Annotated in this window: 21 protein-coding genes and 1 pseudogene; 11 read left to right on the plus strand and 11 right to left on the minus strand. The window is 73.5% G+C overall.

Going from position 1 to position 25,604, the window contains the following annotated elements:
- Positions 1–58: 58 nt before the first annotated feature.
- Positions 59–2,194 (plus strand): MMPL family transporter, encoded by a 2,136-nt coding sequence (locus tag ACIA5A_RS28450; RefSeq protein ID WP_396767505.1) that lies wholly within the window; start codon positions 59–61, stop codon positions 2,192–2,194.
- Between the two features lie 46 nt (positions 2,195–2,240).
- Here ACIA5A_RS28450 and ACIA5A_RS28455 read toward each other — a convergent pair whose 3' ends face one another.
- Positions 2,241–3,113: a transglycosylase SLT domain-containing protein gene (locus tag ACIA5A_RS28455; RefSeq protein ID WP_396767506.1), complete on the minus strand. Its 873-nt coding sequence runs from the start codon at positions 3,111–3,113 to the stop codon at positions 2,241–2,243.
- Positions 3,114–3,161: 48 nt separating this feature from the next.
- On the minus strand, positions 3,162–4,679 hold the full coding sequence (locus ACIA5A_RS28460) for a DedA family protein (RefSeq protein WP_396767507.1): 1,518 nt from the start codon (positions 4,677–4,679) through the stop codon (positions 3,162–3,164).
- 131 nt (positions 4,680–4,810) lie between these two features.
- On the opposite strand from ACIA5A_RS28460, the gene typA reads away from it, so the two are divergent.
- Positions 4,811–6,676 (plus strand): translational GTPase TypA, encoded by a 1,866-nt coding sequence (gene typA / locus ACIA5A_RS28465; protein ID WP_396767508.1) that lies wholly within the window; start codon positions 4,811–4,813, stop codon positions 6,674–6,676.
- A 135-nt stretch (positions 6,677–6,811) separates the two neighbouring features.
- Here the strand turns inward: typA and ACIA5A_RS28470 are convergent, their stop codons facing one another.
- Positions 6,812–7,477: a class I SAM-dependent methyltransferase gene (locus tag ACIA5A_RS28470; RefSeq protein WP_396767509.1), complete on the minus strand. Its 666-nt coding sequence runs from the start codon at positions 7,475–7,477 to the stop codon at positions 6,812–6,814.
- 74 nt (positions 7,478–7,551) lie between these two features.
- Here ACIA5A_RS28470 and ACIA5A_RS28475 point away from each other — a divergent pair, with 74 nt between their 5' ends.
- Positions 7,552–8,418, plus strand: coding sequence for a serine hydrolase (locus ACIA5A_RS28475; protein WP_396767510.1), 867 nt, complete (start codon positions 7,552–7,554; stop codon positions 8,416–8,418).
- Here the strand turns inward: ACIA5A_RS28475 and ACIA5A_RS28480 are convergent, their stop codons facing one another.
- Complete coding sequence (locus ACIA5A_RS28480; protein ID WP_396767511.1) at positions 8,419–9,216, minus strand: tyrosine-protein phosphatase; 798 nt, start codon at positions 9,214–9,216, stop codon at positions 8,419–8,421.
- 44 nt (positions 9,217–9,260) lie between these two features.
- On the opposite strand from ACIA5A_RS28480, the gene ACIA5A_RS28485 reads away from it, so the two are divergent.
- Together ACIA5A_RS28485 and ACIA5A_RS28490 are read left to right on the plus strand one after the other, a co-directional pair.
- The gene (locus ACIA5A_RS28485; protein WP_396767512.1) at positions 9,261–10,358 is read left to right on the plus strand and encodes a mandelate racemase/muconate lactonizing enzyme family protein; all 1,098 of its coding nucleotides are present in this window, start codon (positions 9,261–9,263) and stop codon (positions 10,356–10,358) included.
- Positions 10,359–10,414: 56 nt separating this feature from the next.
- Positions 10,415–11,338, plus strand: coding sequence for an NlpC/P60 family protein (locus tag ACIA5A_RS28490; RefSeq protein WP_396767513.1), 924 nt, complete (start codon positions 10,415–10,417; stop codon positions 11,336–11,338).
- Positions 11,339–11,382: 44 nt separating this feature from the next.
- Here ACIA5A_RS28490 and ACIA5A_RS28495 read toward each other — a convergent pair whose 3' ends face one another.
- The 3 genes from ACIA5A_RS28495 to pnuC form a co-directional block, all read right to left on the minus strand.
- Positions 11,383–12,381 (minus strand): TerC family protein, encoded by a 999-nt coding sequence (locus tag ACIA5A_RS28495; RefSeq protein WP_181569420.1) that lies wholly within the window; start codon positions 12,379–12,381, stop codon positions 11,383–11,385.
- A gap of 631 nt (positions 12,382–13,012) precedes the next feature.
- Positions 13,013–14,128: an AAA family ATPase gene (locus tag ACIA5A_RS28500; RefSeq protein ID WP_396767514.1), complete on the minus strand. Its 1,116-nt coding sequence runs from the start codon at positions 14,126–14,128 to the stop codon at positions 13,013–13,015.
- Positions 14,125–14,778, minus strand: a complete 654-nt coding sequence (pnuC, locus tag ACIA5A_RS28505) for a nicotinamide riboside transporter PnuC (RefSeq protein ID WP_396767515.1) — start codon at positions 14,776–14,778, stop codon at positions 14,125–14,127. The genes ACIA5A_RS28500 and pnuC overlap by 4 nt, the downstream gene beginning before the upstream one ends.
- A gap of 63 nt (positions 14,779–14,841) precedes the next feature.
- Between pnuC and ACIA5A_RS28510 the strand changes: the two genes are divergently transcribed.
- Positions 14,842–15,135 carry an antibiotic biosynthesis monooxygenase family protein gene (locus ACIA5A_RS28510; RefSeq protein ID WP_396767516.1) on the plus strand — a complete coding sequence of 98 codons (294 nt, stop codon included), beginning with the start codon at positions 14,842–14,844 and terminating at the stop codon, positions 15,133–15,135.
- A gap of 93 nt (positions 15,136–15,228) precedes the next feature.
- On the opposite strand, the gene ACIA5A_RS28515 is transcribed toward ACIA5A_RS28510, so the two are convergent.
- Together ACIA5A_RS28515 and uvrB are read right to left on the minus strand one after the other, a co-directional pair.
- On the minus strand, positions 15,229–16,128 hold the full coding sequence (locus ACIA5A_RS28515) for a DUF5753 domain-containing protein (protein ID WP_396767517.1): 900 nt from the start codon (positions 16,126–16,128) through the stop codon (positions 15,229–15,231).
- A gap of 77 nt (positions 16,129–16,205) precedes the next feature.
- Positions 16,206–18,317 (minus strand): excinuclease ABC subunit UvrB, encoded by a 2,112-nt coding sequence (uvrB, locus tag ACIA5A_RS28520; RefSeq protein ID WP_396767518.1) that lies wholly within the window; start codon positions 18,315–18,317, stop codon positions 16,206–16,208.
- 302 nt (positions 18,318–18,619) lie between these two features.
- Here uvrB and ACIA5A_RS28525 point away from each other — a divergent pair, with 302 nt between their 5' ends.
- Complete coding sequence (locus tag ACIA5A_RS28525) at positions 18,620–20,140, plus strand: hypothetical protein (protein WP_396767519.1); 1,521 nt, start codon at positions 18,620–18,622, stop codon at positions 20,138–20,140.
- 10 nt (positions 20,141–20,150) lie between these two features.
- Here the strand turns inward: ACIA5A_RS28525 and coaE are convergent, their stop codons facing one another.
- Together coaE and rpsA are read right to left on the minus strand one after the other, a co-directional pair.
- Complete coding sequence (gene coaE, locus ACIA5A_RS28530; protein WP_396767520.1) at positions 20,151–21,329, minus strand: dephospho-CoA kinase; 1,179 nt, start codon at positions 21,327–21,329, stop codon at positions 20,151–20,153.
- 162 nt (positions 21,330–21,491) lie between these two features.
- A complete protein-coding gene (rpsA, locus tag ACIA5A_RS28535) occupies positions 21,492–23,030 on the minus strand; it encodes a 30S ribosomal protein S1 (RefSeq protein ID WP_181569427.1) in 1,539 nt (512 codons plus the stop codon).
- 320 nt (positions 23,031–23,350) lie between these two features.
- On the opposite strand from rpsA, the gene ACIA5A_RS28540 reads away from it, so the two are divergent.
- From ACIA5A_RS28540 to ACIA5A_RS28555, 4 genes and pseudogenes are all read left to right on the plus strand, one after another.
- On the plus strand, positions 23,351–24,154 hold the full coding sequence (locus ACIA5A_RS28540; protein ID WP_396767521.1) for a class I SAM-dependent methyltransferase: 804 nt from the start codon (positions 23,351–23,353) through the stop codon (positions 24,152–24,154).
- A gap of 107 nt (positions 24,155–24,261) precedes the next feature.
- Positions 24,262–24,813 carry a Uma2 family endonuclease gene (locus ACIA5A_RS28545; protein ID WP_396767522.1) on the plus strand — a complete coding sequence of 184 codons (552 nt, stop codon included), beginning with the start codon at positions 24,262–24,264 and terminating at the stop codon, positions 24,811–24,813.
- Positions 24,814–24,891: 78 nt separating this feature from the next.
- Positions 24,892–25,236: pseudogene (locus ACIA5A_RS28550) on the plus strand (DUF3140 domain-containing protein); the annotation flags it as partial.
- Between the two features lie 51 nt (positions 25,237–25,287).
- Entirely contained in the window at positions 25,288–25,566 is a 279-nt protein-coding gene (locus ACIA5A_RS28555; protein WP_396767523.1) for a hypothetical protein, read from the plus strand.
- Positions 25,567–25,604 lie beyond the last annotated feature (38 nt).

A 25,604-nucleotide genomic window follows, 5' to 3' on the forward strand; every position in this document is an offset into this window, starting at 1 on the left:
CTCATCAAGATACTCGGCCAGCGAGAATCATTCGCCCCAAGGCATGTGAGGCCTGACGATGTCACTGTTCACCCGCGTCGCCCGAGGCCGGTTGGCCGCCTGGCTCACCGTGGTCGCAGCGCTCGTCGTCGGCGCGGTCGTCTTCGGTCTACCCACGCCGGACAATCCCCAACCGGTCTCCGCCACCGGCCTGTCCGTGCAGTGGCAGTCGACCCAGGTCGAGCGGCTCCAGGACCAGCTCCCCTCCCGCGACACCCAGCCCGCGCTGGTGGTGGTCAGCCGCGCCGACCGGGCCCCGCTGAGCACCGCCGACCGCAGCGCGCTGGACGGCGCGGCCGGTAGGCTCGGCGCGCTCGCCGTCGGCGGCCGGGTCGCCCCGGCCCAGCTCTCCCCGGACGGCACGGTGGCCCTGGTCGCGGTGCCGCTGTCCACCGCCGGCGACCAGCAGGCCGTGGTCGACGAGGTGGTCAAGGTCCGCGACGCGGTGGCCGACCTGCCCGACGACCTGACCGTCGAGGTCACCGGTGGACCCGCCTTCACCGCCGACCTGAGCAAGGTGTTCCAGGGCGCCGACACCACGCTGCTGCTGGTCACCGCCGCGGTCGTCGCGCTGCTGCTGCTCGTCACCTACCGCAGCCCGTTCCTGTGGCTCGTGCCGCTGCTGGTGGTCGCCGCCGCCGAGCAGTTCACCCTGCGCACGGTGGAGACCGTCGTGCCCGCACTGGGGATCTACCTGCCCAGCGGCCAGGTCACCGGCATCGCCAGCGTGCTCGTCTTCGGCGCGGCCACCGACTACGCCCTGCTGCTCATCGCCCGCTACCGGGAGGAGCTGCGCCGCGAGGAGAACCGGTTCACCGCCATGCGGGCCGCCCTGCGCCGGACCGCCGAGCCGATCCTGGCCAGCGGCGGCACCGTCGTGCTCGGCGTGCTCACGCTGCTGCTGTCGGAGCAGGAGACCAACCGGGCGCTCGCAGTGGCCTGCGCGATCGGCGTCGTCTTCGCCATGCTCTCCGCCCTGTTCGTGCTTCCCGCCGCGCTGGTGCTCTTCGGCCGCGGCCTGTTCTGGCCCTTCGTCCCGAAGGTCGGCAGCGCCGCACGCGAGGGCCGGCTGTGGGGTCGCCTCGGCGAGCTGGTCGTCCGCCGGCCGCTGCCGGTAGCGGTGCTCGCCACCCTGCTGCTCGCCGGTCTCGCCCTGGGCGGCCTGGGCATCCGCACCGGCCTGTCCGAGACCGAGCAGTTCCGGGAGCGCCCCGAGGCCGTGACCGGCGCGGAGACCCTGGCGCGGGCCTTCCCGGCCGGCAGCACCCAGCCGGTCGCCGTGCTCACCAACCCCCAGGCGGCACCGGCGGTGCTCGCCGCCGCCACCGCGGTCGACGGCGTCGCCTCGGCCCGGCCGAGCACCGCCGGTGACCGGATCGCCCAGGTCGACGTGGTGCTGACCGCCGAGCCCGGGACCGCCGCCTCCGACCGCGCGGTCGTGGCGCTGCGCGACGCGGTGTCCGCCGTGCCGAACTCCGCGCCGCCCACCGTCGACGGCGCCGACGCCCCCGACGGCGCCCTGGTCGGCGGCACCGTGGCCGCCACCTACGACTCGGCGCAGGCCAACACCAAGGACCTGCGGCTGATCCTGCCGATCATCCTGCTGCTGGTCGGCGCCGTGCTGGTGCTGCTGCTGCGTGGCCTACTCGCCCCGCTGCTGCTGGTGCTGACCGTCATCGCGTCGTTCTTCGCCAGCCTCGGCGCGGCCTGGCTGATCTTCGACCACGTGCTGGACTTCCCGGCGCTGGACAGCGGCGTGCTGCTGCTGGCCTTCGTCTTCCTGGTCGCGCTCGGCGTGGACTACAACATCTTCCTGGTCACCCGCGCCCGTGAGGACGCCCGCCGCACCGGCACCCGCGACGGCATGCTGTCGGCGCTACGGGTCACCGGCGGCGTCATCACCAGCGCCGGCGTGCTGCTGGCCGCGGTCTTCGCGGTGCTGGGCGTGCTGCCGCTGATCACGCTCACCCAGATCGGGATCATCGTCTGCGTCGGCGTGCTGCTCGACACGCTGCTGGTGCGCACCGTGCTGGTGCCGGCGCTGGCGTTCCTGCTCGGCGACCGGTTCTGGTGGCCGGGCAAGATCACTCGCGAGCCCGACGCCCCCGCCGAGGCGGCCGACACGCCGGCCGAGCCGGTCACCGCCCGGGACTGACCCCGTCGGCCGGGGGCGGCGTGTCGCCGCCCCCGGCCGGTCGGAGTCAGAACGCCAGGCACTCGCAGCTGGTCATCAGCTCACGCACGTTGTAGACGTACTGCGGGTTGGGGACGGCCAGCGGCTTCCCCTCCCGGGCCACCGCGGCGTGCCCGAAGTTATACGCCGAGATCACGGCGTTGAGCAGGCAGGAGTTCAACTCGGCGGAGCACAGCGAGGCGTCGAGCCGGTAGTCCGACTCGAAGTACATGTCACCGATGTACTTGGTCAGCCACGCCAGGTAGGTGCCGCCCAGGTAGGCGTTGTCCCGATAGTCGTCGACGTCGTAGGACTGCTCGAACCGCTGGTTCATCCACTCGGCGGTGGCCGGCATGACCTGCATCAGCCCGACGCCTGTGTCGCAGGCGTAGATGTTCGACTGCCAGCCGCTCTCCTGCCAGGCGGTGGCCTTCATCAGGGCCGACGGGATGCGGATGTCCGGCGCCGAGGTGGGCCAGTAGGTGCGCGCCGCGGCGTCGGCGAGCGCCTGCTTCACCTGACCACGACTTGCCTTGGTGCCCTTGTAGCTCGGCTTGCAGCCGCTGGCCGGCGGCTTCGGCGCCGGCGGCACCCGGGTCTCGGTCGGCGGCTTCGGCCGCGCCAGCGGCGCGGTGGACGTGCGCGACGGCTTCGGCCGGGGCTTCGCGCTCGCCGACGCCGACGGGCTGGGCCGCCCGCCCATCGCCTCGACCCCCGGTGGCTCCTCGCTCGGCGCGTCGGCCGGCTCCTCCGCCGCGGGATCCTCGACCGGCGCGGCGGTGGGCAGCTCCGCCGCCACCCCCCGCACCGGTGGCTCCTCGTCGCCGCACCCGGTCACCGCCCCCGCCGCCAGCAGCGCCACCACCGCAGCCGCGGCCAACCGGCCGACTCCTCGCCGCATCGAACCTCCCCGTGGTTCCGTCGGCGCACCCTAACAGGCATCGACGGGTCAGCGTGGTCCCCGCGACGTCGGCCGGCGCTCCCGGGGCCGCGGCGGGCCCTCCCCCGGCTCCGCCCCGGCCGCACCGGCGTCCCCGACCTCCGGGCCGGCCCCCTCGCGGCCGGTGGTCGGGCCGGACCGGGCGGCGGCGAGCGGGTGCGCGCCGGCGGCGACCGCTGGGCCGGTGACCGCCACCCGCTCCCGGGTCGCCCACGCGACCACGAACACGGTGGTCCACGCGGCGCCGAGCAGCACCGACGAGGCGGTGCCGGTGACCGTGCTCCAGCCCAGATAGAGCCGGGCCCCGGCGGCCGCGACCACGCCGGCCGAGGCGACCGTCCAGACGGCCACCGCGACCGGCCACCGCGCCCCGCGCGCCAGCAGCCACGCCAGCGTGCCGAAGCTCGCCGTCACCACCGCGTTCTGGCCCGGGAACAGGTCCCGCGCCCGGTCCGGGCCGCCCGGGCCGGTCAGGTCGGTGACCAGCACCAGCAGCACCAGCGGCACGGCGGCGCCGACCGTGCCGACCACACCGAGCAGGTCGGCGCGCCAGGGCCGCTGCCGCCTGGCGACCACCGCCGCCACCACGGCCACCGCGGTGATCAGCACCCAGCCGCGCAACACCGACACCGCGCCCAGGGCCGCGTCGGCCACCCCTCGGGTACGCCGGGCGGCGAACCAGTCGGCGGCCAGCCCGTCGAGCACCCCGAGGCCGCTGTGCCGGACCACCGCCGCCAGCAACGCGGCCACCCCCAGCCCCAGGGCGAACAGCAGCGCCAGCCCGAGCGCCAGGTTGATCAACAGCGTCCAGACCGGGCCGACCCGCATCCCGACCAGGAAGAACAGCACCCCGTAGCGGGACCGCAGCCAGCGCAGCGGCGGCAGCGCGGCGGCGCGGACCGCCAGCGCCCGCACCGGATCCGGGTTACGCCCCAGCCAGCGGCCGGCGAGCACCACGCCGAGCAGGCACACCAGCAGCACCAGCACCGCGCCGGTGGCCCGCCCCAGCAGTTTCGACACCCGCTCGTACGACTCGCCGGCCAGGTAGCCGGCCAGCACCGAGGCACCGACCCAGCTCACCACCCCGGCCAGGTTCCACGGCGCGAACCGCCGGTACGGCAACCCACCCCCACCGGCCAGCCGGGGCGCCAGCGTCCGGGCGAACGCGATCCAGCGCGCGGCCAGCACGCCCCGCCCGCCGAGGCGGTCCAGCAACTCCTCGGCACGCCGCCACCGGTGCGGCCCGATCCGGGCCCCGAGCCCGGAGGCGCGCAGTCGTGGCCCGTACCGCCGCCCGGCGCGGTAGGCGAGTGTGTCTCCGATCACGGCGGCGGCCGTCATGGCCAGCAGCGCGGGGGCGAGCCGTAGCGTCCCCGCGTACGCTAGGAAGCCGACCAGCAGCAGGGTCGCCTCGCCCGGCACCAGCAGCCCGAAGATCACCGCGGTCTCACCCGCGACGATCGTCGCGGCGATCAGGTAGATCAGCAGGGGCGGCAGCCCCTGCAGCCAGTTCAGCAGGTCAGGCATTCGGCACCCCGCACGGGAGCCAGCATGCCAGTCGCTGCACCGGTCGGCCCAGCACTTTCGACACAGATCCGGGCCATCTCGGGGTGACCCCGAGGCGCGCCCCGGCAACCGCAGACAGGAGTATGGAGGGTATGCAGCTTCGCACCGACCTCCGCAACGTCGCCATCATCGCCCACGTCGACCACGGCAAGACGACCCTGGTCGACGCCATGTTGCGGCAGGCCGGCGCCTACGGCGCCCGCGGCGAGGACACCGAGCGGGTCATGGACTCGATGGACCTCGAGCGGGAGAAGGGCATCACCATCCTCGCCAAGAACACCGGCGTGCGATACCTGCCGGCGGACGGCGATCCGGTCACCATCAACATCATCGACACCCCCGGCCACGCCGACTTCGGTGGTGAGGTCGAGCGCGGCCTGACCATGGTCGACGGCGTGGTGCTGCTGGTCGACGCCAGCGAGGGCCCCCTGCCGCAGACCCGGTTCGTGCTCCGCAAGGCGCTGCGCGCCCGAATGCCGATCATCCTGGTGATCAACAAGGTGGACCGCCCGGACGCCCGGATCAAGGAGGTCGTGGACGACACCTACGAGCTCTTCCTCGACCTGGACGCCGACGAGGAGCAGATCGACTTCCCGATCGTCTACGCCTGCGCCCGCGACGGCATCGCCTCGCTGACCCAGCCGGCCGACGGCGCGGTCCCGGACGACAGCACCAGCCTGGAGCCGCTGTTCCGCACCCTGCTGGACACCATCCCGGCGCCCGCGTTCGAGGAGGACGCGCCGCTTCAGGCGCACGTCACCAACCTCGACGCCTCGCCGTTCCTGGGCCGGCTCGCGCTGTGCCGGGTCCGGCAGGGCACGATCAGCAAGGGCCAGACCGTGGCCTGGTGCCGCACCGACGGCAGCACCCAGCGGGTCCGCATCTCCGAGCTGCTGATGACCGAGGGCCTGGAGCGCAAGCCCGCCGAGTCCGCCGGTCCGGGCGACATCATCGCCGTCGCCGGCATCCCGGAGATCATGATCGGCGAGACCCTCGCCGACGCCGAGAACCCGATCCCGCTGCCGCTGATCACGGTGGACGAGCCGGCCATCTCGATGACCATCGGCACCAACACCTCGCCGCTTGTCGGCCGGGTCAAGGGCGCCAAGGTCACCGCCCGGATGGTCAAGGACCGGCTGGACAAGGAGCTGGTCGGCAACGTCTCGCTGCGGGTCCTGCCCACCGAGCGCCCGGACGCCTGGGAGGTGCAGGGCCGCGGCGAGCTGGCGCTGGCCATCCTGGTGGAGCAGATGCGCCGCGAGTCCTACGAGCTGACCGTCGGCAAGCCGCAGGTGGTCACCCGGGAGATCGACGGGAAGACTTGCGAGCCGGTCGAGCGGCTGACCATCGACTCCCCCGAGGAGTACCTGGGCGCGATCACCCAGCTCCTGGCCACCCGCAAGGGCCGGATGGAGCAGCTGGTCAACCACGGCACCGGCTGGATCCGGATGGAGTGGCTGGTCCCGGCGCGCGGCCTGATCGGCTTCCGCACCGAGTTCCTCACCGACACCCGGGGCACCGGCATCCTGCACCACGTCTTCGAGTCGTACGAGCCGTGGTTCGGCGAGCTGCGGACCCGCCAGAACGGGTCGCTGGTCGCCGACCGGGCCGGCGCGGTCACCTCGTTCGCCATGATCAACCTGCAGGAGCGCGGCCAGCTCTTCGTCGAGCCGACCACCGAGGTGTACGAGGGCATGATCGTCGGGGAGAACTCCCGCTCCGACGACATGGACGTCAACATCACCAAGGAGAAGAAGCTCACCAACATGCGGGCGTCGACCTCCGACGAGACCGAGAAGCTGATCCCGCCGCGCAAGCTGTCGCTGGAGCAGGCGCTGGAGTTCTGCCGCGAGGACGAGTGCGTCGAGGTCACCCCGACCGCGGTGCGCATCCGCAAGGTGGTGCTGGACCAGCAGCAGCGCGGCCGGGCCGCCGCCCGCCGCAAGCACGCCGGCTGACCCACCCCGCTCACCCGGAGCCCGGCCCGCCCTCGGCGGACCGGGCTCCACCCTTTCCCCCGTCGATCATGAAGTTGACGGTCGATTTGGAGATCGAGTTCGCCGCCAACTTCATGATCGACGCTCGAAGGGGGGTCAGTGGGGTTTGGTGGCGGTCAGGGCCAGGACGTCGGGAATCGGGCCGGAGCCGGACTCGACCACCCGGTCGAGCACCAGGCCGGCGGCGGCCACGGCGGTCAGCAGGTCCGCCAGCGGCAGGTGCCAGGCGCCCACCCGGGCCCGCACGCCTGCGGAGTTCCACGACCGGACCGTGCGCTCCCGCTCGGCGTAACCACCGTCGATCACGATCCGCTCCTGGTCGGACCGGTCGGCGAACGCGCCGCAGAAGCACGGATGCAGCCCGACGTGCACCAGCCGGCCGCCCGGCGCCAGCACCCGGGCCAGCTCCGCGACCGCCGCCGGATAGTCCGGCATGTCGGTGTGCGCCAGCAGGCAGACCGCGGCCGGCACCACGCCGTCGGCAAGCGGCAGCGCGGTCGCGTCGGCGCGGGCCACCGGCAGCCGGGACCGGGCATGCCGGAGCTGCCCCCCGGACAGGTCCACCCCCACCGGTGTCCAGCCCAGCCGGCGCAACTCGGCGGCGTGCGCCCCGGTGCCGCAACACAGGTCCAGGCACCGCCCCGGGCCGTCGCCCAGCAGCTCCGCCAGCACCGACCGGACCCGGTCCATGTAGGTCGCCGAACCGACCTCGGCGTACTCCTCGTACCAGTCGGCGATGTCGTCGTACAGGGGAGTCGTCATGCCCGCACGCTAGACCCGGCGACAGCGCCGCCGCAGCCCCGCGCCCGCCACGAAGATCCGCTACGGTCACCTGCATGACCTGGGCCGAACTCGACGCACACCTGGACAGGGTCCCCGGCACCGTCTCCGCGTACGTGGGGCGTCCCGGCGCCCGGCCGACCTGGACCCGGCGGGCCGACGCCACCCACTACGCGGCGAGCACCATGAAGGTCGCCGTGCTGGTGGCGCTGCACCGCGCCGCCGAGGCCGGCCGGCTCGACCTCGACGCGCCGGTGCCGGTGCGCAACTCGTTCGACTCCGCGCTGCCCGGCGCGCCCCGCTTCGCCAACGCCCGCGACTACGACAACGACGAGGCGGTCTGGGAGCGCGTCGGCGGCGCCGCGCCACTGCGCTGGCTCGCCGAACGGATGATCATCCGGTCCAGCAACCTGGCCACCAACCTCTGCATCGGCCAGGTCGGGCTGCCCGCCGTCGCCCGGGCGTGGGAGCTGGCCGGCGCACGGCACAGCGTCACCGGCCGCGGCATCGAGGACTTCGCCGCCCGAGACGCCGGCGTCGACAACCTGGTCACCGCCGCCGACCTGGCAGCCCTGCTCGGCGAGCTGACGCGGGGGGCGACCCGGCCCGGCCCGCTCGCCTCACCGGCCGGCTGCGCCGCCATGCTCGACGTGCTCGCCGCCCAGGAACACCGCGAGGACCTGGCCGCCGGGCTGCCCGACGGCACCCGCGTCGCGCACAAGAACGGCTGGGTACGCGGCGTCCGCCACGGCGCCGGCGTGGTGTTCCCGGACGACGCGCCGCCGTACCAGATCGTGGTGTGCACGACCACCGACCTGGCCGACGGCGGCGCGGACGGTGAGCAGGTCGAGGACGACGCCTGCCGGCTCATCGCGCACGTCTCCGCCCAGGTGTGGGCCGCCCGGCACGAACTGGCCGACTGACTACTCCAGCAACCGCTCCCGCAACGCGGCCCGCACCTCGTCGGTCACCCCCAGACCGTCGCGCAGGTACGCGTCGAACGACCCGTGCACCCGGCGCACCTCGTCGTAGGCGGCGTCCAGGTACTCCGGGCGCACCTCCAGCAGCGGCCGGGCCACCGCCGGGTCGAGATCCGGTCGCCGCCGCGTCATCGCCGTCAACAGCACCTCGCGCAGGCTCTCGGTCAACTCGTTGTGCCGCAGGTAGTCGGCCCGGATCGCCGGCTCCGGCACCCCCAGCGCGGTCAGCAACACCACCGACAACCAGCCGGTCCGGTCCTTGCCGGCCGAGCAGTGGAACAGCAGCGGCAGGTTCGCGCCGTCCGCGGCCAGCCGCACCGCCTCACCGAACCCGGCCCGCGCCGGCTCACCGGTGACGAACCAGCGGTAGATCGCGGTCATCGCCCCGGGCATCCCCTCGCGGGCCAACTCCGCGTACGCGCCCAGGTCGTGCCCCTGCACCACGGCCGAGACGTAGGTGAACACCGGGTGGGCCGCGTCGTAGACCGGCAGGTGCACGACGCGTGGCTCGCCCACCAGCCGGTCCGGCGGGGCCACCTCCTGCTCCTGCACCGCGCGCAGGTCCACCACGCACGCCGGGCCGAGCTTGGCCAGCACCGGCAGGTCCTCGTCGGTGAGCCGCCCCAGCGCCGCGGTGCGGACCAGCCGACCGGCGCGAACCCGCCGCCCGTCGACGGTCGGCAACCCGCCCAGGTCACGCGCGTTCGGCGCGCCCACCAGCTCCCAGTCCCGCCCGGTCATCGGCCCTCCCCTGCTCGCCACCAGTTGCCTATAGGGTGCCCCACATGACGATCGCCGCGGTACGCACCCACCGGCTCTCGGCCCCCTTACACACCCCGTTCGTCACCGCGCTGCGCAGCACCACCACGGTGGAGACGCTCGTCGTCGAGGTGGTCGACAGCGACGGCCGCTCGGGCTTCGGCGAGGCCCCGCAGGTCTGGCAGGTCACCGGCGCGTCGATCGGCGGCGCCGAGGCGTGCGTCCGCGAACTGCTCGCGCCGCTGCTGGCCGGCCGCGACCCCGACGACCTCCAGGCCCGCTGCGCGCAGGTGCGCCGCGCGGTGGTCGGCAACGAGTCCGCGAAGGCGGCCGTCGACGTGGCGCTGCACGACCTGGCGGCGCGGCGGCTCGGCGTACCCCTGGTGCGGTTGCTCGGCGGCACGACGCTGCGCGTGCCGACGGACGTCACGCTGGCCGCCGGCGAGGCGGTCGACCTGGCCACGGCGGCCGGCCGGCGGCGCGCCGAGGGGTTCACCGTGCTCAAGCTCAAGGTCGGCACCGACGCCCGCGGCGACCTGGACCGGGTCCGCGCGGTGCGCGCCGCGGTCGGCCCGGACGTGCGGATCCGGCTGGACGCCAACCAGGGCTGGACGCCGCGCGAGGCGGTCCGGGTGATCCGGGGCATCGTCGACGCCGGCCTCGACGTCGAGCTGGTCGAGCAGCCGGTGCACCGCCGCGACCTGGACGGGCTGGCCTGGGTCAGCGACCGGGTGGAGGTGCCGATCCTCGCCGACGAGTCGGTGTTCGACGTGCGTGACCTGGTCGAGGTGATCCGGCGCCGGGCGGCCGACATGGTCAACGTGAAGCTCGCCAAGTGCGGCGGCCTGCAGGCGGCCCGCACGCTGCTGGACCTGGCCGCCGCACACGGGATGGGCACGATCGTCGGTTCGATGATGGAGGGACCGATCGGCGTGGGCGCGGCCGCCAGCCTGGTCGCCGCCCAGGGCACCACGGCCGTGTCGGACCTCGACGCCGCCTGGTGGCTCGCCTGGTCGCCGGTCGCCGGCGGCATCCGGTACGAGGACGCGCACGTGCTGCTGCCGGACGCGCCCGGGCTCGGCGTCGCCGACGTGAGTGAAGCTAAAGTTCAGCGCCGTGGTTGAGTGTCGTTGGATTTTTTCATAGGGTCGCCCACAGGAGTGTGGGAGGAGGGGTGCGGATGGCGCCTCAGCCGGGCCACCGGGCCGTCGTGCGGGTTCCGGTGGCGACCCTGTGGACAGACCCCGACGCGGTCCGCCCGATCGACGAGCCCGCGCTGCGCGACTCCCCCGACGTCGCCGCCTGGACCGCCGGGATGGACCACGACCAGCAGGTCGGCGACTGCGTGCTGACCCAACTGCTGCTCGACGAGCCGGTGCTGGTCACCGCGACCGGGCCGGACGGCTGGGTCCGGGTCGTCGCCCTCGGGCAGCCAGCCGCCAAGTTGGACCCCCGCGGCTATCCGGGCTGGATGCGCGCCGCCCACCTGGCCGCGCCCGCCGACACCGGGCCGCCCGCGCCCGCGCTCGCGCTCGTCGTCGACGTCCGCCGCGCCACGCTGCACGAGGCGGCGGACGGACCCCCGGCGCTCTCCGGAGTGGTCCTGGGCACCCACCTCGCCTCCGCCGGACGGCCGGTGGACGGCTGGCGGCCGGTCCGGGCGCCCGGCCCGGCGGCCCCGCTCTGGGCCCCCGAGGGCGACCTCGTGCCGGTGCCCGCCGAGCGACCCGAGGCCAAGGAGGTGCTGGCCGTCGCCGAGCGGCTGCGCGACCTGCGCTACATCTGGGGCGGCCTCTCCACCGACGGCATCGACTGCTCCGGGCTGGTCCACCTGGCCTGGCGGCGGTACGGCGTGACGCTGCCCCGCGACGCCGACGACCAGGCCGAGGCGACCACCCCGCTGGCGCTTGACGACGAGCGCCCCGGCGACCTCTATTTCTTCGCCCGCCCGGGCCGACGCATCCACCACGTCGGCATCGTCTCGGCCGAGCCGCACGGCGGCCGGCGGCGGATGCTGCACGCGTGCTATCTCACCCGCCGGGTGGTCGAGGAGGAACTACCCGCGGCCCGGGTCGCCACCCTGGTCGGCGCGCACCGGGTCTGAGCCCTCGGTGTCCGGGGCCGCACGGCCCCGGACACCCGACGCGGTCAGCGACGCGCCTCGGCCAACTCCCGGCGCCGGTCCCGCGACGACTTGACCAGGCTCGCCGCCGTGGCCACGGCCAGCGTGCCGAGGATGACGGTCAGCGAGAGCCAGATCGGGATGTGCGGCGCCCAGCCCACGTGCTCGCCGCCGTTGATGAACGGCAGGTTGTTGTCGGCGAGCGCCTCCAGGACCAGCTTGACGCCGATGAAGCCGAGCACCACGGCCAGCCCGTAGCTGAGGTAGATGAGCCGGTCCAGCAGGCCGCCCAGCAGGAAGTAGAGCTGCCGCAGCCCCATCAGCGCGAACACGTTGGCGGTGAAGACCAGGTAGGGCTCCTGGGTGATGCCGAAGATCGCCGGGATCGAGTCGAGCGCGAAGATGAGGTCGGTGGTGCCGATCGCGATCATCACGATCAGCATCGGGGTGAACAGCCGGCGCCCGTTCTCCCGGGTGGTCATCCGCGCCCCGTCGAAGTCGCGGGACAGCGGCAGCGCCTTGCGGCTCCACCGGATCAGCACGTTCTCGCTGAACTCGTCCTCGTCCGGCTCGCCCTGACGGGCCAGGTTGACCGCCGTGTAGATCAGGAACGCGCCGAAGATGTAGAAGACCCAGGAGAACTGGGCGATCAGCGCGGCGCCGGCGGCGATGAACCCGCCCCGCATGACGAGCGCCAGCAGGATGCCGATGAGCAGCACCTTCTGCTGGTACTGCCGGGGCACCCCGAAGCGGGCCATGATGATCACGAAGACGAAGAGGTTGTCGACCGAGAGGCTGTACTCGGTGAGCCAACCGGTGTAGAACTGCCCGGCCACGCTCGCCCCGGCGGTCAGCCAGAGCACCACGCCGAAGAGCAGGGCCAGCGCGACGTAGAAGCCGACCCAGAGGCTGGACTCACGGACGCTGGGCTCGTGCGGGCGTCGACCGATGATGAACAGGTCGGCCAGCAGGACCGCGATCATCGCGGTCAGGGTTACCGCCCACACCAATGCGGACACGTTCAAATCCATCCTCCGGCAGACACGCAGCGTCGGGCACACCGTACGCCGGGTGTGGAGCCGGGGTGCGTCGACGCTGACTGTGGTGACTGTCGGAGGTCTCTTCCGCCGGGGCCCGTGCGGGCTCCGACCGACGGAGCCGGGTCGAGCCACCGGGGGTGCTGGCGCTCTTCCGTGCTGACGACTCCGTCGCGGGGGAATACTCCCCTCCTCGGCCGCCATTGTTCACCATCGCACCCGGGTAGCGCATCTCCGGGCGCCGATCCGGTGTTCCCACGTGCCCGGTCTCACGTTTGCCAGAGCAACCTAGGAGACTAGCCGCGTTCCGCATCCGGAACGCGGCGCAGGCGACACCACGCCTTGCGAGCGACATACCTCCTGGTCATATTTATGACTGAGAGGCATATCGCTAGCGGTCGGCCTTCTTTTCCGGCCACGACACGCCCGACGGCCGGCAGGACGTCGCCGGAACATGATCGGGACACGGCACGGGCCTGCTCCAGGCCCGCCGTCGCGTCGACTGCCGCCGGCACACGACCGCCGTCAGGATCCCCGGGGCCCGCCACCGCGTCGACCGTTGCCGGTCGGCGACCGACTCACGGTCTCCCGGGCCGGAGGTCTGCCGGGCGGCGCCGGATCACGCGCGGTCGGACGGCACGGGACCGACGGACGACACCGGGTCGGCGGGGAGCAGCGGGTCGGCGAAGGACCAGCCGGCGGCGAGCAGGGCGTCGCACGCGGCGGTCGCGACGGCCATCCGCTCCTCGTGGGTCCCCCGCAGCTCGACGACCGGCACCCCGAGCCCGGCCAGCTCCGCGCGGAACCGGTCGGTCATCCAGGCGCGCAGGTGTCCGCCGTCGCGCAGGCCGTCGTCCGCGAAGGGCACTCCCTCGTGGTCGGTGAGCAGATAGAGCGCCGGACGTCGGGCGGCCGCGCGTACCTCGTCGCTCGCCGAACCGAGGTAGCGCTCCTCCCAGACCGCGGTCGCGCGGGCGTCGGTGTCGCCGAACAGCAACGGCCCGCTCACCCGCGCCGCCGCGTCCTCGGCGGCCTGCTGCTCGCGCACCACCTCGACGAAGTCGCCCCGATCCCAGGTGACGTCGAAGACCGTCGCGTCCGGCCGGGACCGGCGCAACGTGGCGAGCTTGCGTTCGGTCAGTTCCCGGCCGTACTCCGGTACCCAGGCGGTGCGGTAGTGCCCGGCGAGCGCCCGCGCCATGGTCGTGGTGCCGGTGGACTCGGCGCCGACCACGACCACCCGCCGGACCAGCCACGCCCGCACCGGCGGGCTCAACCACCGCCAGTGCGCCGCCGGGTCCGCCCGTACGGCGGTCCCGGAGACCGGCACCGCCGCCCGGCGCGGATCCACGTCGACCGCGACCGCCGCGAACCGGCGGGCCAACTCCGCGCCGTACGCCTCGGAGGAGAAGACCGCGTCCACCGACGCCCCGCCGAGCGCGTCGGCGAACACCGCGCAGTGCAGGTCCCAGACCGCCGGGTCGGCGTAGTCGACCGGGTGGTCGTCGTGCCGGCCCACGAACCGCACCCACGGCGTGCCGGCGTGCACCTCGCGCAGCCAGTCCAGCCGCAGCTCCAGCGGGATCGACTCCCGCCGGGACGGCGCCACCACCACGGTGACCGCCGCGCACCGGGCCGCGGCGGCCTCGACGAGCGCGTGGTGCCCGGCGTGCGGTGGATAGAACTTGCCGACCACCAGCCCGTGCCGGAACCGCCGCGGCCCGGCCACGCTCACGCGGCGACCGGCGCCGGTCCGGGCGGCACCGGCGCGGCCGTCGCCCGCCGGCGCAGGTCCGCCCGCCACGCCCGCAGGCCGACCACGCACAGGGCCAGGAAGATCAGGTAGAGACCGCCGGTCAGCCAGAGCCCCTTGTACGCGTAGAGCGGGATGTAGATCAGGTCGGCGGCGATCCACAGCCACCAGCTCTCCACCAGCTTGCGGGTCTGGCCGTAGGTGGCCAGCAGCGACAGCGCGGTGGTGACCGCGTCGGCCAACGGGACGGTGGAGTCGGTGGCCCGGTCCAGGAACGCCCACAGCCCGGCGGTGAGCAGCAGCCCGGCCGCGCCCAGCGCCCACCACTCGCGCCGGCCGGTGCGGGCCACCGTGAGCCGGCCGCGCCGCTCACCGCCGAACAGCCAGTGCCACCAGCCGTAGACGCCGAGCGCCACGTAGACGATCTGCAACCCGGCGTCGGCGTACAGGCCGGCGGTCCAGAACAGCACCATCAGCAGCAGCACGTTGGCGATGCCGATCGGCCAGTTCGCGATGTGCTGGCGGGCGACCAGCCAGACGTTTACCACGCCGGTGACGAAGCCGAGCAGTTCGGCCCAGGTGGTGCCGGTGCCCCACACGGTGAACGCGGTGCCGGTCAGCCAGTCGAGCATGATGTCCTCCCCCGAGCGCACCCGGAGCGTACCGGTGGACCGCCGGCATGGGAGGCTTCGGGCATGGTTCTTGAGGTCGCACTGATCGACGTGACGCCCGGGCACGAGGACGACTTCGCCGCCGCCTACGCGGAGGCGCGGCCGATCCTCGCCGGCAGCGAGGGCTGCCGCTCGGTGCGGATGACCCGCGGGGTGGAGTCGCCCACCCGGTTCGTGCTGCTCGTCGAGTGGGACTCGGTCGAGGCGCACGACGCGAACTTCCGGCAGACCGAGCGGTTCGGGCGGTGGCGCGGGCTGATCGGGCCCCACTTCGCCGGCCCGCCGCTCGTCGAGCACTTCGTCGACGTGCCCGCCTGAACTGTCGTACCCCTCACGTAGCCTGCGCCCGACGCGCGGCCACCGGTCCCGGCGGGCATCGGGGGCGCCGGGCCCGGTGGGCGCGCGACGACCTCACTCCAGCGCGTGCGGGTCGCGCTGCCGGGGCACCGCCGGGGCACCGAGCCGGCGGGTCAGCAGCTCGACCGTCGCCTCCTCCGACAGCGCCGCCGCGAGCAGCCGCTCGATCACCTGCTCGTAGCGCGCCACGTCGGCCTCGGCGACCAGCCGCAGGTCGGTGGTGAGCGTCTCCACCAGCACGGTGCGCGGGTCGTCCGGGTCGGGATAGGCGTAGTAGGAGAACGGCGCCAGCGGGTGCAGGTCGTCGCCGGACGAGGGGCCGCGGGGCAGCACCCGGATCGTCACGTGCGACCGCTCGGCCAGCGCCAGCAGGTGCCGCACCTGCTCCCGCCACACCTCGGCCGGCAGGCCGTTGGGCTCGCACGCCCGCTCGTCGAGCAGCGCGGTGTAGTGCGGGGGATCCGGCCGGACCAGCAGCTCCTGACGCACGGCCCGGGCCCGCACGTCGGCATCGACGTCCACCTCACCGGCCAGCGACGCGCCGGCCGTGACCCGCAGCCGGGCGTACGCCGGGGTCTGCAGCAGGCCGGGCACGAGCGCCGGTTGGTATTCCACGATGCGTTCGGCGCCCGCCTCCAGTTCCGCGTACGCCCGCTGCCGCTCACCCATCTCGCCCAGCGCCTTGGACCAGCCGCGCCCGGTGGCGGCGTCGCGCGCGATGACGATCAGGTCGTCGCGTTGGTGCGACGGCACCTCGTAGACGTCGAGCAGGTCGAGGACGTCGGCCAGGTCGGGTCGGCTCTGCCCCAGCTCGATGCGGGACAGCTTCGACGTGGAGGCCCAGCCCAGACGGGTGCAGACCTGTTCGAGCGTGAGCGACTCACGGCGACGCAGTCGGCGCAGCTCCACGCCGAGCCGCACCCGCCGCACCACAGGACTTGCTGACAACGCCATGCGCGCCTCCCGGTGGGAGCGTACGCATGACCATCACGCACGGCAATACCTCGCTCGCGCAGAGCGACAGGCGCTCGTCACCGCACCCCGGCCGCGTCCATCCCCCGCAGTTCCTTCTTGAGGTCGGCGACCTCGTCGCGGATGCGCGCGGCCAGCTCGAACTGCAGCTCCCGCGCGGCGGCCAGCATCTGGTCGTTGAGCTCCTGGATGAGGTTGGCCAGGTCGGCCCGGGCCATCCCCTCGCGCGACGGGGTCGTCGGACCGCCCCGGCCGCCCCGACTGCGGGTCTCCTTGACCGGCGCCTTGCCTCGGGAGAGCTGCCGCGCGGCGCCGCCGACGGTGGTGCTCTCGGTGTCCTCCGCCTCGCGGTAGATGTCGTCGAGGATGTCGTGGATCTTCTTGCGCAGCGGCTCCGGGCTGATCCCGTTCGCCTCGTTGTGCGCGATCTGCTTGGCCCGACGCCGGTTCGTCTCGTCGATCGCGGACGCCATCGACGGGGTGATCTTGTCGGCGTACATGTGGACCTGGCCGGAGACGTTGCGGGCCGCGCGACCGATGGTCTGGATCAGCGACCGGCCGCTGCGCAGGAAGCCCTCCTTGTCGGCGTCGAGGATCGCCACCAGGGAGACCTCGGGCAGGTCGAGGCCCTCCCGGAGCAGGTTGATGCCGACCAGCACGTCGTAGTCGCCCTTGCGCAGCTCGCTCAGCAACTCGACCCGGCGCAGCGTGTCCACCTCGGAGTGCAGGTAACGCACCCGGATGCCGTTCTCCAGGAGATAGTCGGAGAGATCCTCGGCCATCTTCTTGGTCAGCGTGGTGACCAGCACCCGCTCGTCGCGCTCGGTGCGCAGCTTGATCTCGTGCATGAGGTCGTCGATCTGCCCCTTGGTCGGCTTCACCACCACCTCGGGGTCGATCAGGCCGGTCGGCCGGATCACCTGCTCGACGAACTCGCCCTGGGCCTGCTCCAGCTCCCACGGGCCGGGGGTGGCGGAAAGGAAGACCGACTGGCCCACCCGTTCCAGGTATTCGTCGAAGCGCAGCGGCCGGTTGTCGGCGGCGCTGGGCAGCCGGAAGCCGTGGTCGATCAGCATCCGCTTGCGGGAGGCGTCGCCCTCGTACATCCCGCCGATCTGCGGGATCGTCACGTGCGACTCGTCGACCACGGTGAGGAAGTCGTCGGGGAAGTAGTCGAGCAGGCAGTGCGGCGGGCTGCCGGGGAGCCGGCCGTCCATGTGCATGGAGTAGTTCTCGATGCCGGAGCAGAAACCGACCTGCCGCATCATCTCGATGTCGTAGGTGGTGCGCATCCGCAGCCGCTGCGCCTCCAGCAGCTTGCCCTGCCGCTCCAGCTCGGCCAGCCGCTCGGCCAGCTCGGCCTCGATGTCGCGGATCGCCCGCTCCATGCGCTCCGGGCCGGCCGCGTAGTGCGTCGCCGGGAAGATCACCAGGCTGTCCACCTCACGGACCACGTCACCGGTCAACGGGTTGAGGTAGTAGAGCTTCTCGATCTCGTCGCCGAACAGCTCGATCCGGACGGCCAGTTCCTCGTAGGCCGGGATGATCTCCAGCGTGTCGCCGCGGACCCGGAAGGTGCCGCGCTGGAAGGCCATGTCGTTGCGGGTGTACTGGATGTCGACCAGCCGGCGCAGCAACTGGTCGCGGTCCAGCTCCTGCCCCACCGCGACGCGCACGGCGCGGTCGAGATATTCCTCAGGCGTGCCCAGGCCGTAGATCGCCGACACGGTCGCGACCACGATCACGTCACGCCGGGTGAGCAGCGACATCGTGGCCGAGTGCCGCAGCCGCTCGACCTCCTCGTTGATCGAGGAGTCCTTCTCGATGTAGGTGTCGGTCTGCGGGATGTAGGCCTCGGGCTGGTAGTAGTCGTAGTAGGAGACGAAGTATTCGACCGCGTTGTGCGGCAGCAGCTCGCTGAACTCCTTGGCCAGCTGCGCGGCGAGGGTCTTGTTGGGCGCGAGCACCAGGGTGGGCCGCTGCAACCGCTCGACCAGCCACGCAGTGGTGGCGCTCTTGCCGGTGCCGGTCGCGCCGAGCAGCACCGTGTTGCGGTCGCCGCGGCGCACGCGACGCTCAAGGTCGTCGATGGCCGCCGGCTGGTCGCCGGCCGGCTGGAAATCGCTGACGACCTGGAAACGACCGTCGAGCCGGGGAATGTCGAGCGCCATGACACCAACGGTACGCCCGCGGTCCGACACTTCCGGCACGACCACGGACCGTCCCTGACCGGCTTCGATATTCCCATTGTGTGGCTCATCTCACCGGACTACCCTCGTACCGTAGGCCGCTCGCGGCGGCCGACCGGGCCGGTGGCCGCCCCTCACGGGGCCCGGCCGCCCCCGGCGCCAGGGGCCGCAGCACCCGGGACGACCGGCGTGCGCGCCCCACGGTGGTTGCGCTGAGGCGCTCACCGGCCGCCGCGAGCGCCCCTGCCACGTCACCCGGAACCCCTCAGTCGCGTTCACCACTCGTGGGGACCTCTCCCGATCGCCGGCCGCGGCGCGACCACGCGCCCGGCGGGGCGCCGGAGCCGGCGCGGCAGCACACCGGAGGACGCCCGCACCGGCCCACCGCACGCGGCGGCGGCGACCAGCCGGTCCCCCGCGAACCGGGCCGGGGTCACCGTCGCGGCCGCACCAACACCCCGGCCCGCCCGGCCACCGGTCGGCGCCGGCGCGTCGATCCCGCCACCGGCCGTTCCCCGACCGCCGCGCCGGGCGGCGGCACCGAGCTGGACGGCGCGGACGACCAGCCGGAACGCCCGACCCGCCGCCGGGTCGTGCTCGCCGCGCTCGTGGTGGCCGCCGCCGCGTCGGCGACCGTCCTGGTCACCGGCCTGCCCGGCGGGCCGACGCGGCCCGGCCCGGCCGACGCGGAGCGCCCGCTGAGCGCGGCCGAGGCGGACCGGGTGGCCGCGCTGCGGGTCACCGACCTGCGGGACGTCCGGGCCGGCGTCCGGGTCACCGTCGGCACCGGCCCGGACCGCACCGACCTGCTCGGCTGGGTCGACTGGGCCCGGCCGCTGGTCTACCTGGACGTCGGCGGTCCCGGCGCGGGAGCCGACCGGGGCCTCGTCCAGGCCACCGCGTCGGCGCTGCTGGTACGCCCCGACGCGACCGCGCTGCCCACCCCCGCGCGCCCCCCGCTGGTGCCGCCGCAGGACCGGTGGCGGCTTCGCGAGCCGGTGTCCGGGTACGGCCTGGACGCGGTCCGCGACCTGCTGCTCGGACTCGGCGCGGACCGGGTCGACCCGGCCGGGCGGGACGGCCGCTGGCTGCGCCGGGAGAGCGTCGCCGGCGTACCCGTGGACGTGCTCCGGGCGCCGCTGGCCACCCCGACCGGCGACTGGCCGACGCTCTGGCTCGACCAGGACGCCCGCCTGCACCGGCTCACCGGCCGGCTGCCCGACGGCACGGCGGTCGCGGTCGACCTGGTGCGTGCGGACCGGCCGGCCACGCACCCGGTGGACGCGCTCGGCGGCCGGCCCGGCCAACCCCGGCCGCTGACCGACGAGGAGGCCGACCGGCTGGCCCGGCTGCCCGCGCGTCTCCGGGCCACCGGCGTGGCGGCGGTGTCCGTGGCCGCCCCGCTCGGCCCGTCCGTCAACCTCGCCGGCGTCGGCACGCTGAGCTGGGCGACGTCCTCGGCCTCCCTCACCGTGACCGACGAGGACACCGGCCGGCGCACCCGGCGCGAGGTCCGCACCGGTGTGGTGTCCCACCCGGACGATCCCGCGCCGCAGGCGCCCGGCGACGAGGTGGACCGCCTGCTCTCCGCGACGCTGCGGGCCGGCGTCCACCCGCCGGGCGGGCCGGCGACCCGGATCCGAGAGGACCAGGTCGCCGACCGCGCGGTCGACGTCGTCGAGGTGCCCGGCGGCCTGCGCTGGTGGTTCGACCGGACCGGGCTGCCGCACCGGGTGGAGCTGCGCACCGGGCGGGGCGTGTGGCTCCGCCTCGACCTCTCCCCCGGCCCCGCGGCGGCGTCCTGACCGCCGCCGGTCAGGGCCGCCAGCCGGTCTGCGCGGCCCACTCCTCGGCCCGCAGGCGCTCCTCGTCGAACCACGGGTCGGTGAGCGTGCCCTGCTCGGCGCTCTCCGGCGCGGCCGCCATCAGATCGCGCTTGACCTGCAGATACGCGGCCCGGCGTGCCGGGTCGGCCCGCAGGTGGTCGCGCATCAGCAACGCGTGGCGCCAGCCGGACGAACCGGCCACCCGCAGGTGGACGACCACCGGGCGGCCGGGGTCGGCGCCGGCGTGCACCCGCTTCGCCCAGTGCCCGTGGTCGGGCCGGCGCGGGGCGTCCCACCACTCGCCGGGCAGCCGGGGAAAGCCCGCCTCGGCCAACCGGTCGGCGAGCGGACCGTCCGCCTCGGCCAACGAGGGCACGGTGAGCTGGACGTCGACGACGTCCGGCGCGGTCAGCCCGGGCACCGCGGTGGAGCCGACGTGGTCGACCCGGAGGTCGCCGCCGGCCGCGTGCCGGATCCGGGCGGCCAGCCGGGCGTACTGCTCGGCCCAGGTCAGGTCCGGCTCGGCGAGCGTCGACCGGTCGGGACGCACCGCGCGCCGCTCGCGGACGTTGCGCTCGTAGGGCAGCAGCCGGTCGTGCCACAGGTGGTCCACCGCGCCGTGCAGGTCGGCGAGCGTGCCGTCGTTGGTGAGCACCACGTCCGCCGCCGCCCGCCGGCGGGCGTCGTCGGCCTGCGCGGCGATCCGCCGCTCGGCCTCGGCCGGATCCATCCCCCGGTCGCGCGACAGCCGCGCCAACCGGGTCGGCACGGCCGTCTGCACCACGAGCACCAGGTGGTACGTCGGCGCGAGTCCCACCTCGACCAGCAGCGGCACGTCGTTGACCACGACCGCGTCGGCGGGCGCGGCGGCGACCAGCTCGGCCGCACGCGCGCGTACCCGGGGGTGGGTGATCGCCTCCAGCCGGCGGCGCGCCGACTCGTCGGCGAAGACCAACGCGCCCAGGGCGGCGCGGTCCAGCGCTCCGTCGGGGCCGAGGACCCGGTCGGAGAACGCGGCGACCACCTCGGCCAGCCCTTCGGTGCCCGGGGCGACGATCTCGCGGGCGATCCGGTCGGAGTCGACGACCACCGCGCCGAGCGCCGCGAGGCGGCTCGCGACAGCGCTCTTGCCGGACCCGATCCCGCCCGTCAGCCCCACCTTCAGCATCGGGACAGTCAACCCGATCACCGTGCCTGCGCCAAACCGGGCTCGCCGGCCCGGGAACGACAGCGGGCCCCGCCCCCGACGCTCCGCTGGTGCGGAACGCGGGGACGGGGCCCGTCGTCAGAGCTGGTTCGTCGCTACGGACGGACCGGCGTCAGCGACCTGTCACTTGCCGCCGGCGAGCTTCTCGCGCAGCGCGGCGAGCGCCTCGTCGGTGGCCAGCGTGCCGGCCGGCTCCTCGGCCTGACGGCTCGGGGCCGACGAGGTCGAGGAGGAGGTGGAGGTCGACGCGCTGGTGGCCGGAGCCGGGTTGGCAGCGGCCTCGGCGTCGGCGGCGCGGGAGGTCTGCACCTGCTTGGTGTGGGCCTCCCAACGCTGACGCGCCTCGGCGTACTGGTTCTCCCAGGTCTCCCGCTGCTTGTCGTAGCCCTCGAGCCACTCGCCCGTCTCCGGGTCGAAGCCCTCCGGGTAGATGTAGTTGCCCTCGTTGTCGTACGTGGCAGCCATGCCGTAGAGGGTCGGGTCGAAGTGCTCCTCGCCCTCGACGAAGCCCTCGTTGGCCTGCTTGAGCGACAGCGAGATCCGGCGGCGCTCCAGGTCGATGTCGATGACCTTGACCATGACCTCGGAGCCGACCTGCACGACCTGCTCCGGGATCTCCACGTGGCGCTCGGCCAGCTCGGAGATGTGGACCAGGCCCTCGATGCCGTCGTCCACCCGGACGAACGCGCCGAACGGCACCAGCTTGGTGACCTTACCCGGCACGATCTGCTGGATCGCGTGGGTGCGGGCGAACTGACGCCACGGGTCCTCCTGGGTCGCCTTCAGCGACAGCGAGACCCGCTCGCGGTCCAGGTCGACGTCCAGGACCTCGACCTCGACCTCCTGGCCGACCTCGACGACCTCGGACGGGTGGTCGATGTGCTTCCAGGACAGCTCGGAGACGTGCACGAGGCCGTCCACGCCGCCCAGGTCGACGAACGCGCCGAAGTTGACGATCGACGAGACGACGCCCTTGCGGACCTGGCCCTTCTGCAGCTTGTTGAGGAACTCGGTGCGCACCTCGGACTGCGTCTGCTCCAGCCAGGCACGGCGGGACAGGACCACGTTGTTGCGGTTCTTGTCCAGCTCGATGATCTTGGCTTCGAGCTCGCGGCCGACGTACGGCTGCAGGTCACGCACCCGCCGCATCTCGACCAGCGACGCGGGCAGGAAGCCGCGCAGGCCGATGTCGAGGATGAGACCACCCTTGACGACCTCGATGACCGAGCCGCGGACGACGCCGTCCTCGTCCTTGATCTTCTCGATCGTGCCCCAGGCCCGCTCGTACTGCGCCCGCTTCTTGGAGAGGATCAGCCGACCCTCCTTGTCCTCCTTCTGGAGGACGAGGGCCTCGATGTGGTCGCCGACCGAAACCACCTCGGCCGGGTCCACGTCGTGCTTGATCGACAGCTCCCGAGAGGGGATCACGCCCTCGGTCTTGTAGCCGATGTCGAGCAGGACCTCGTCCCGATCGACCTTGACGACGGTGCCTTCGACAATGTCGCCGTCGTTGAAGTACTTGATGGTCTCGTCGATAGCGGCGAGGAAAGCTTCCTCAGAGCCGAGATCGTCGTGCGTGACCTTGTTGGCGCTCGAGGTGGCCTCGATGCTGCTCGTCATGTGGGCGGTTGCTCCGGTCGGATGGGTTGTCACAGCGGGCATGGGTGTCGCGGTGACTCTTCCGCGCCAACGGATCCGCCGCCGGGCACACCGAACGATCGACGCGAGAAGATCATTAGTGGCTCCGGTGACCGCGCACCTGCTCCCTGCCGAGGCACACGATCCGCGAGCGCATCGTCTAGCCTACCCGCTGCATTACCACAGCGTGCAAGCCCTCCCGGGTCCGTGCGAGCGCACCGGCTGCGAAAGCGGAGATTTCGCGCGGTAAGGGGCCACTGCTGTCTCGTCCGTCACATCCGTCCCACCGGCAACACGCCGGACCCGATCGCACCGTCCGCCGCCGCCGGCCATAGCGTGAACGGGTGGACGACGACAGGGTGACCCGCCGGCGGGTCGGCGCCGCCGAGATCCGCCGCGCCAACCGCGGCTGGTGGGACACCGACGCCGACGCCTACCAGGCCGAGCACGGCACGTTCCTCGGCGACGTCGACTTCGTCTGGTGCCCGGAGGGGCTGCGCGAGGCCGACGCCCGGCTGCTCGGCGACGTCACCGGCCGGCGGATCCTCGAACTCGGCGCCGGCGCGGCCGCCGCCGCCCGCTGGCTCGCCGCCGAGGGCGCCCGGCCGGTCGCCCTGGACCTGTCCGCCGGCATGTTGCGGCACGCCGCCGACGCCGCCGACCGGACCGGGGTACGCGTGCCGCTGGTCCAGGCCGACGCGCTGGCGCTGCCGTTCGCCGACGCCGCCTTCGACACCGTCTGCACCGCGTTCGGCGCGATCCCGTTCGTGGACGACTCGGCGGCGGCGATGCGCGAGGTGGCGCGGGTGCTGCGCCCCGGCGGCCGGTGGGTCTTCTCGGTCACCCACCCGATGCGCTGGATCTTCCTCGACGACCCCGGCGAAGGCGGGCTGACCGCCGTGCACTCGTACTTCGACCGCTCCCCCTACGTCGAGCAGGACGCGCACGGCGTGGCCAGCTACGTGGAGCAGCACCGCACACTCGGCGACCGGATCCGGGAACTGGTCGGCGCCGGCTTCCGCCTGCTCGACCTGGTGGAGCCGGAGTGGCCGGCCGGGCACGAGGGGATCTGGGGCCAGTGGAGCCCGCTGCGCGGCCGACTCTTCCCCGGCACCGCCATCTTCGTCGCCGAGAAGCCGGCCGGCTGAGCGCGTCGCACCTCCGGTGCGACGTCGGTGACGCCACGCGGCGGTACGCTCGCCGCATGAGCGCCGAGCCCATCCCGACATCACCTGGCCCATGGTGTCCGGACCCGATGCGGCAGCAGCGTGCGGACTACACGCTGGAGGACCTGCTCACCCTGCCGGACGACGCCCCCCGCGTCGAACTCGTCGACGGAGTAATCCAGGTGACACCCTCCCCCACCCTGGGCCACCAAGACGTCTCGTTCCTGCTGAGCCTGTGGCTACGGACCCACGCACCGGCCCAACTGCGCGTCGCACAAGCAGTCGGTGTCGGGCTCAGCCCGAACACCAGCCGGCAGCCGGACGTGCTGCTGCACCATGCCGGGCTGCCGACCGACAGGTCCCGGCTGCGGCCGGCCGACGTCGTGCTCGCCGTCGAGATCGTCTCCCCGGGCACCCGGCGGGTCGACCGGTTCGCCAAGCCCGGCGAGTACGCCGCCGCCGGCATCCCGTTCTACTGGCGGATCGAGCAGGACCCGGTGCACCTCTACGCGTACCGCCTCGGTGACCGCATCGGGCCGGGCGGTGAGCGCCAGTACGAGCTGGTCGCCGACGGCAGCGAGGTGATCGAGCTGACCGAGCCCTTCGTGCTCAAGCTGCCGGTCGCCGAGATCCGTCACTGACCGCAGACGACCTGTTACTCGTCTCCGGCCTCGGGTAACCGGGCGGCATGGCCGCCCACCGACCGGAGGTGCTGCGCGATGAGCCGCAGTGAGGACCCGCAGCAGACGTACCGGGAGTTCACCGACGCGGTGAACATGAAGCCCGCCGAGCTGACCCGCTGGCTGGAGACCGACGAGTCCAAGCACGTCGGCTGGCACAAGCCTGGCACCTCCGGCGGCGAGTCGGTCGGGCACGACTCCGGCCGCAAGATCGTGGACCTGCTGCGCCGCAAGCGCGACCAGCTCACCGCCGCCGACTACAAGCACATGCGCAAGGTGATCGGGTACGTGCACCGTCACCTCGCCCAGCGCCCGTCCGGCGACGTCCGGGACACCAAGTGGCGCTGGTCGCTGATGAACTGGGGCCACGACCCGCTCAAGGGCTGAGCCTCGCCGGAGACGGTCCGGTCGCGCCGCGTTGGTACCGTGCCGGCGATGACGACCGCCGTATCCACCGCCCGCCGTCATCCCCGCGCCGGACGCCTGGTCCTCGTGGTCGGTCTGGCGCTCATCGGCCTCGCCGCGCTCTGGCTGCTGCTGACCGGGAACACCGGCGTCCGCTACAGCGCCGACCACACCGACACCGTGCCGATGTGGCACCGGTGGATCCCCGCCCTGGTCGGCATCGCGCTGATCCGGCTGATCCCGCCCCCGACAGACAGAGATGATGTTTGTGAGCACCTCCCGCCGAGGTCTGACCCACCGACTGACTGACTTCGGGTCTTCAACGGGATTTGTCGGCCTCGGTCGGG

It is taken from the genome of Micromonospora sp. NPDC051300 (assembly GCF_044455315.1).
Lineage (GTDB): Bacteria > Actinomycetota > Actinomycetes > Mycobacteriales > Micromonosporaceae > Micromonospora > Micromonospora robiginosa.

Coding starts and splice junctions, on each gene's coding strand:
- uvrB (WP_396767518.1), bottom strand. CDS start 18,317: ATGGCGCTCGACATTCCCCGGCTCGACGGTCGTTTCCAGGTCGTCAGC.
- ACIA5A_RS28515 (WP_396767517.1), bottom strand. CDS start 16,128: ATGGCGTTGTCAGCAAGTCCTGTGGTGCGGCGGGTGCGGCTCGGCGTG.
- coaE (WP_396767520.1), bottom strand. CDS start 21,329: ATGCTGAAGGTGGGGCTGACGGGCGGGATCGGGTCCGGCAAGAGCGCT.
- rpsA (WP_181569427.1), bottom strand. CDS start 23,030: ATGCCCGCTGTGACAACCCATCCGACCGGAGCAACCGCCCACATGACG.
- ACIA5A_RS28480 (WP_396767511.1), bottom strand. CDS start 9,216: ATGACCGGGCGGGACTGGGAGCTGGTGGGCGCGCCGAACGCGCGTGAC.
- pnuC (WP_396767515.1), bottom strand. CDS start 14,778: ATGCTCGACTGGCTGACCGGCACCGCGTTCACCGTGTGGGGCACCGGC.
- ACIA5A_RS28460 (WP_396767507.1), bottom strand. CDS start 4,679: ATGCCTGACCTGCTGAACTGGCTGCAGGGGCTGCCGCCCCTGCTGATC.
- ACIA5A_RS28555 (WP_396767523.1), top strand. CDS start 25,288: ATGACGACCGCCGTATCCACCGCCCGCCGTCATCCCCGCGCCGGACGC.
- ACIA5A_RS28475 (WP_396767510.1), top strand. CDS start 7,552: ATGACCTGGGCCGAACTCGACGCACACCTGGACAGGGTCCCCGGCACC.
- ACIA5A_RS28450 (WP_396767505.1), top strand. CDS start 59: ATGTCACTGTTCACCCGCGTCGCCCGAGGCCGGTTGGCCGCCTGGCTC.
- ACIA5A_RS28510 (WP_396767516.1), top strand. CDS start 14,842: ATGGTTCTTGAGGTCGCACTGATCGACGTGACGCCCGGGCACGAGGAC.
- typA (WP_396767508.1), top strand. CDS start 4,811: ATGCAGCTTCGCACCGACCTCCGCAACGTCGCCATCATCGCCCACGTC.
- ACIA5A_RS28455 (WP_396767506.1), bottom strand. CDS start 3,113: ATGCGGCGAGGAGTCGGCCGGTTGGCCGCGGCTGCGGTGGTGGCGCTG.
- ACIA5A_RS28470 (WP_396767509.1), bottom strand. CDS start 7,477: ATGACGACTCCCCTGTACGACGACATCGCCGACTGGTACGAGGAGTAC.
- ACIA5A_RS28485 (WP_396767512.1), top strand. CDS start 9,261: ATGACGATCGCCGCGGTACGCACCCACCGGCTCTCGGCCCCCTTACAC.
- ACIA5A_RS28490 (WP_396767513.1), top strand. CDS start 10,415: ATGGCGCCTCAGCCGGGCCACCGGGCCGTCGTGCGGGTTCCGGTGGCG.
- ACIA5A_RS28545 (WP_396767522.1), top strand. CDS start 24,262: ATGCGGCAGCAGCGTGCGGACTACACGCTGGAGGACCTGCTCACCCTG.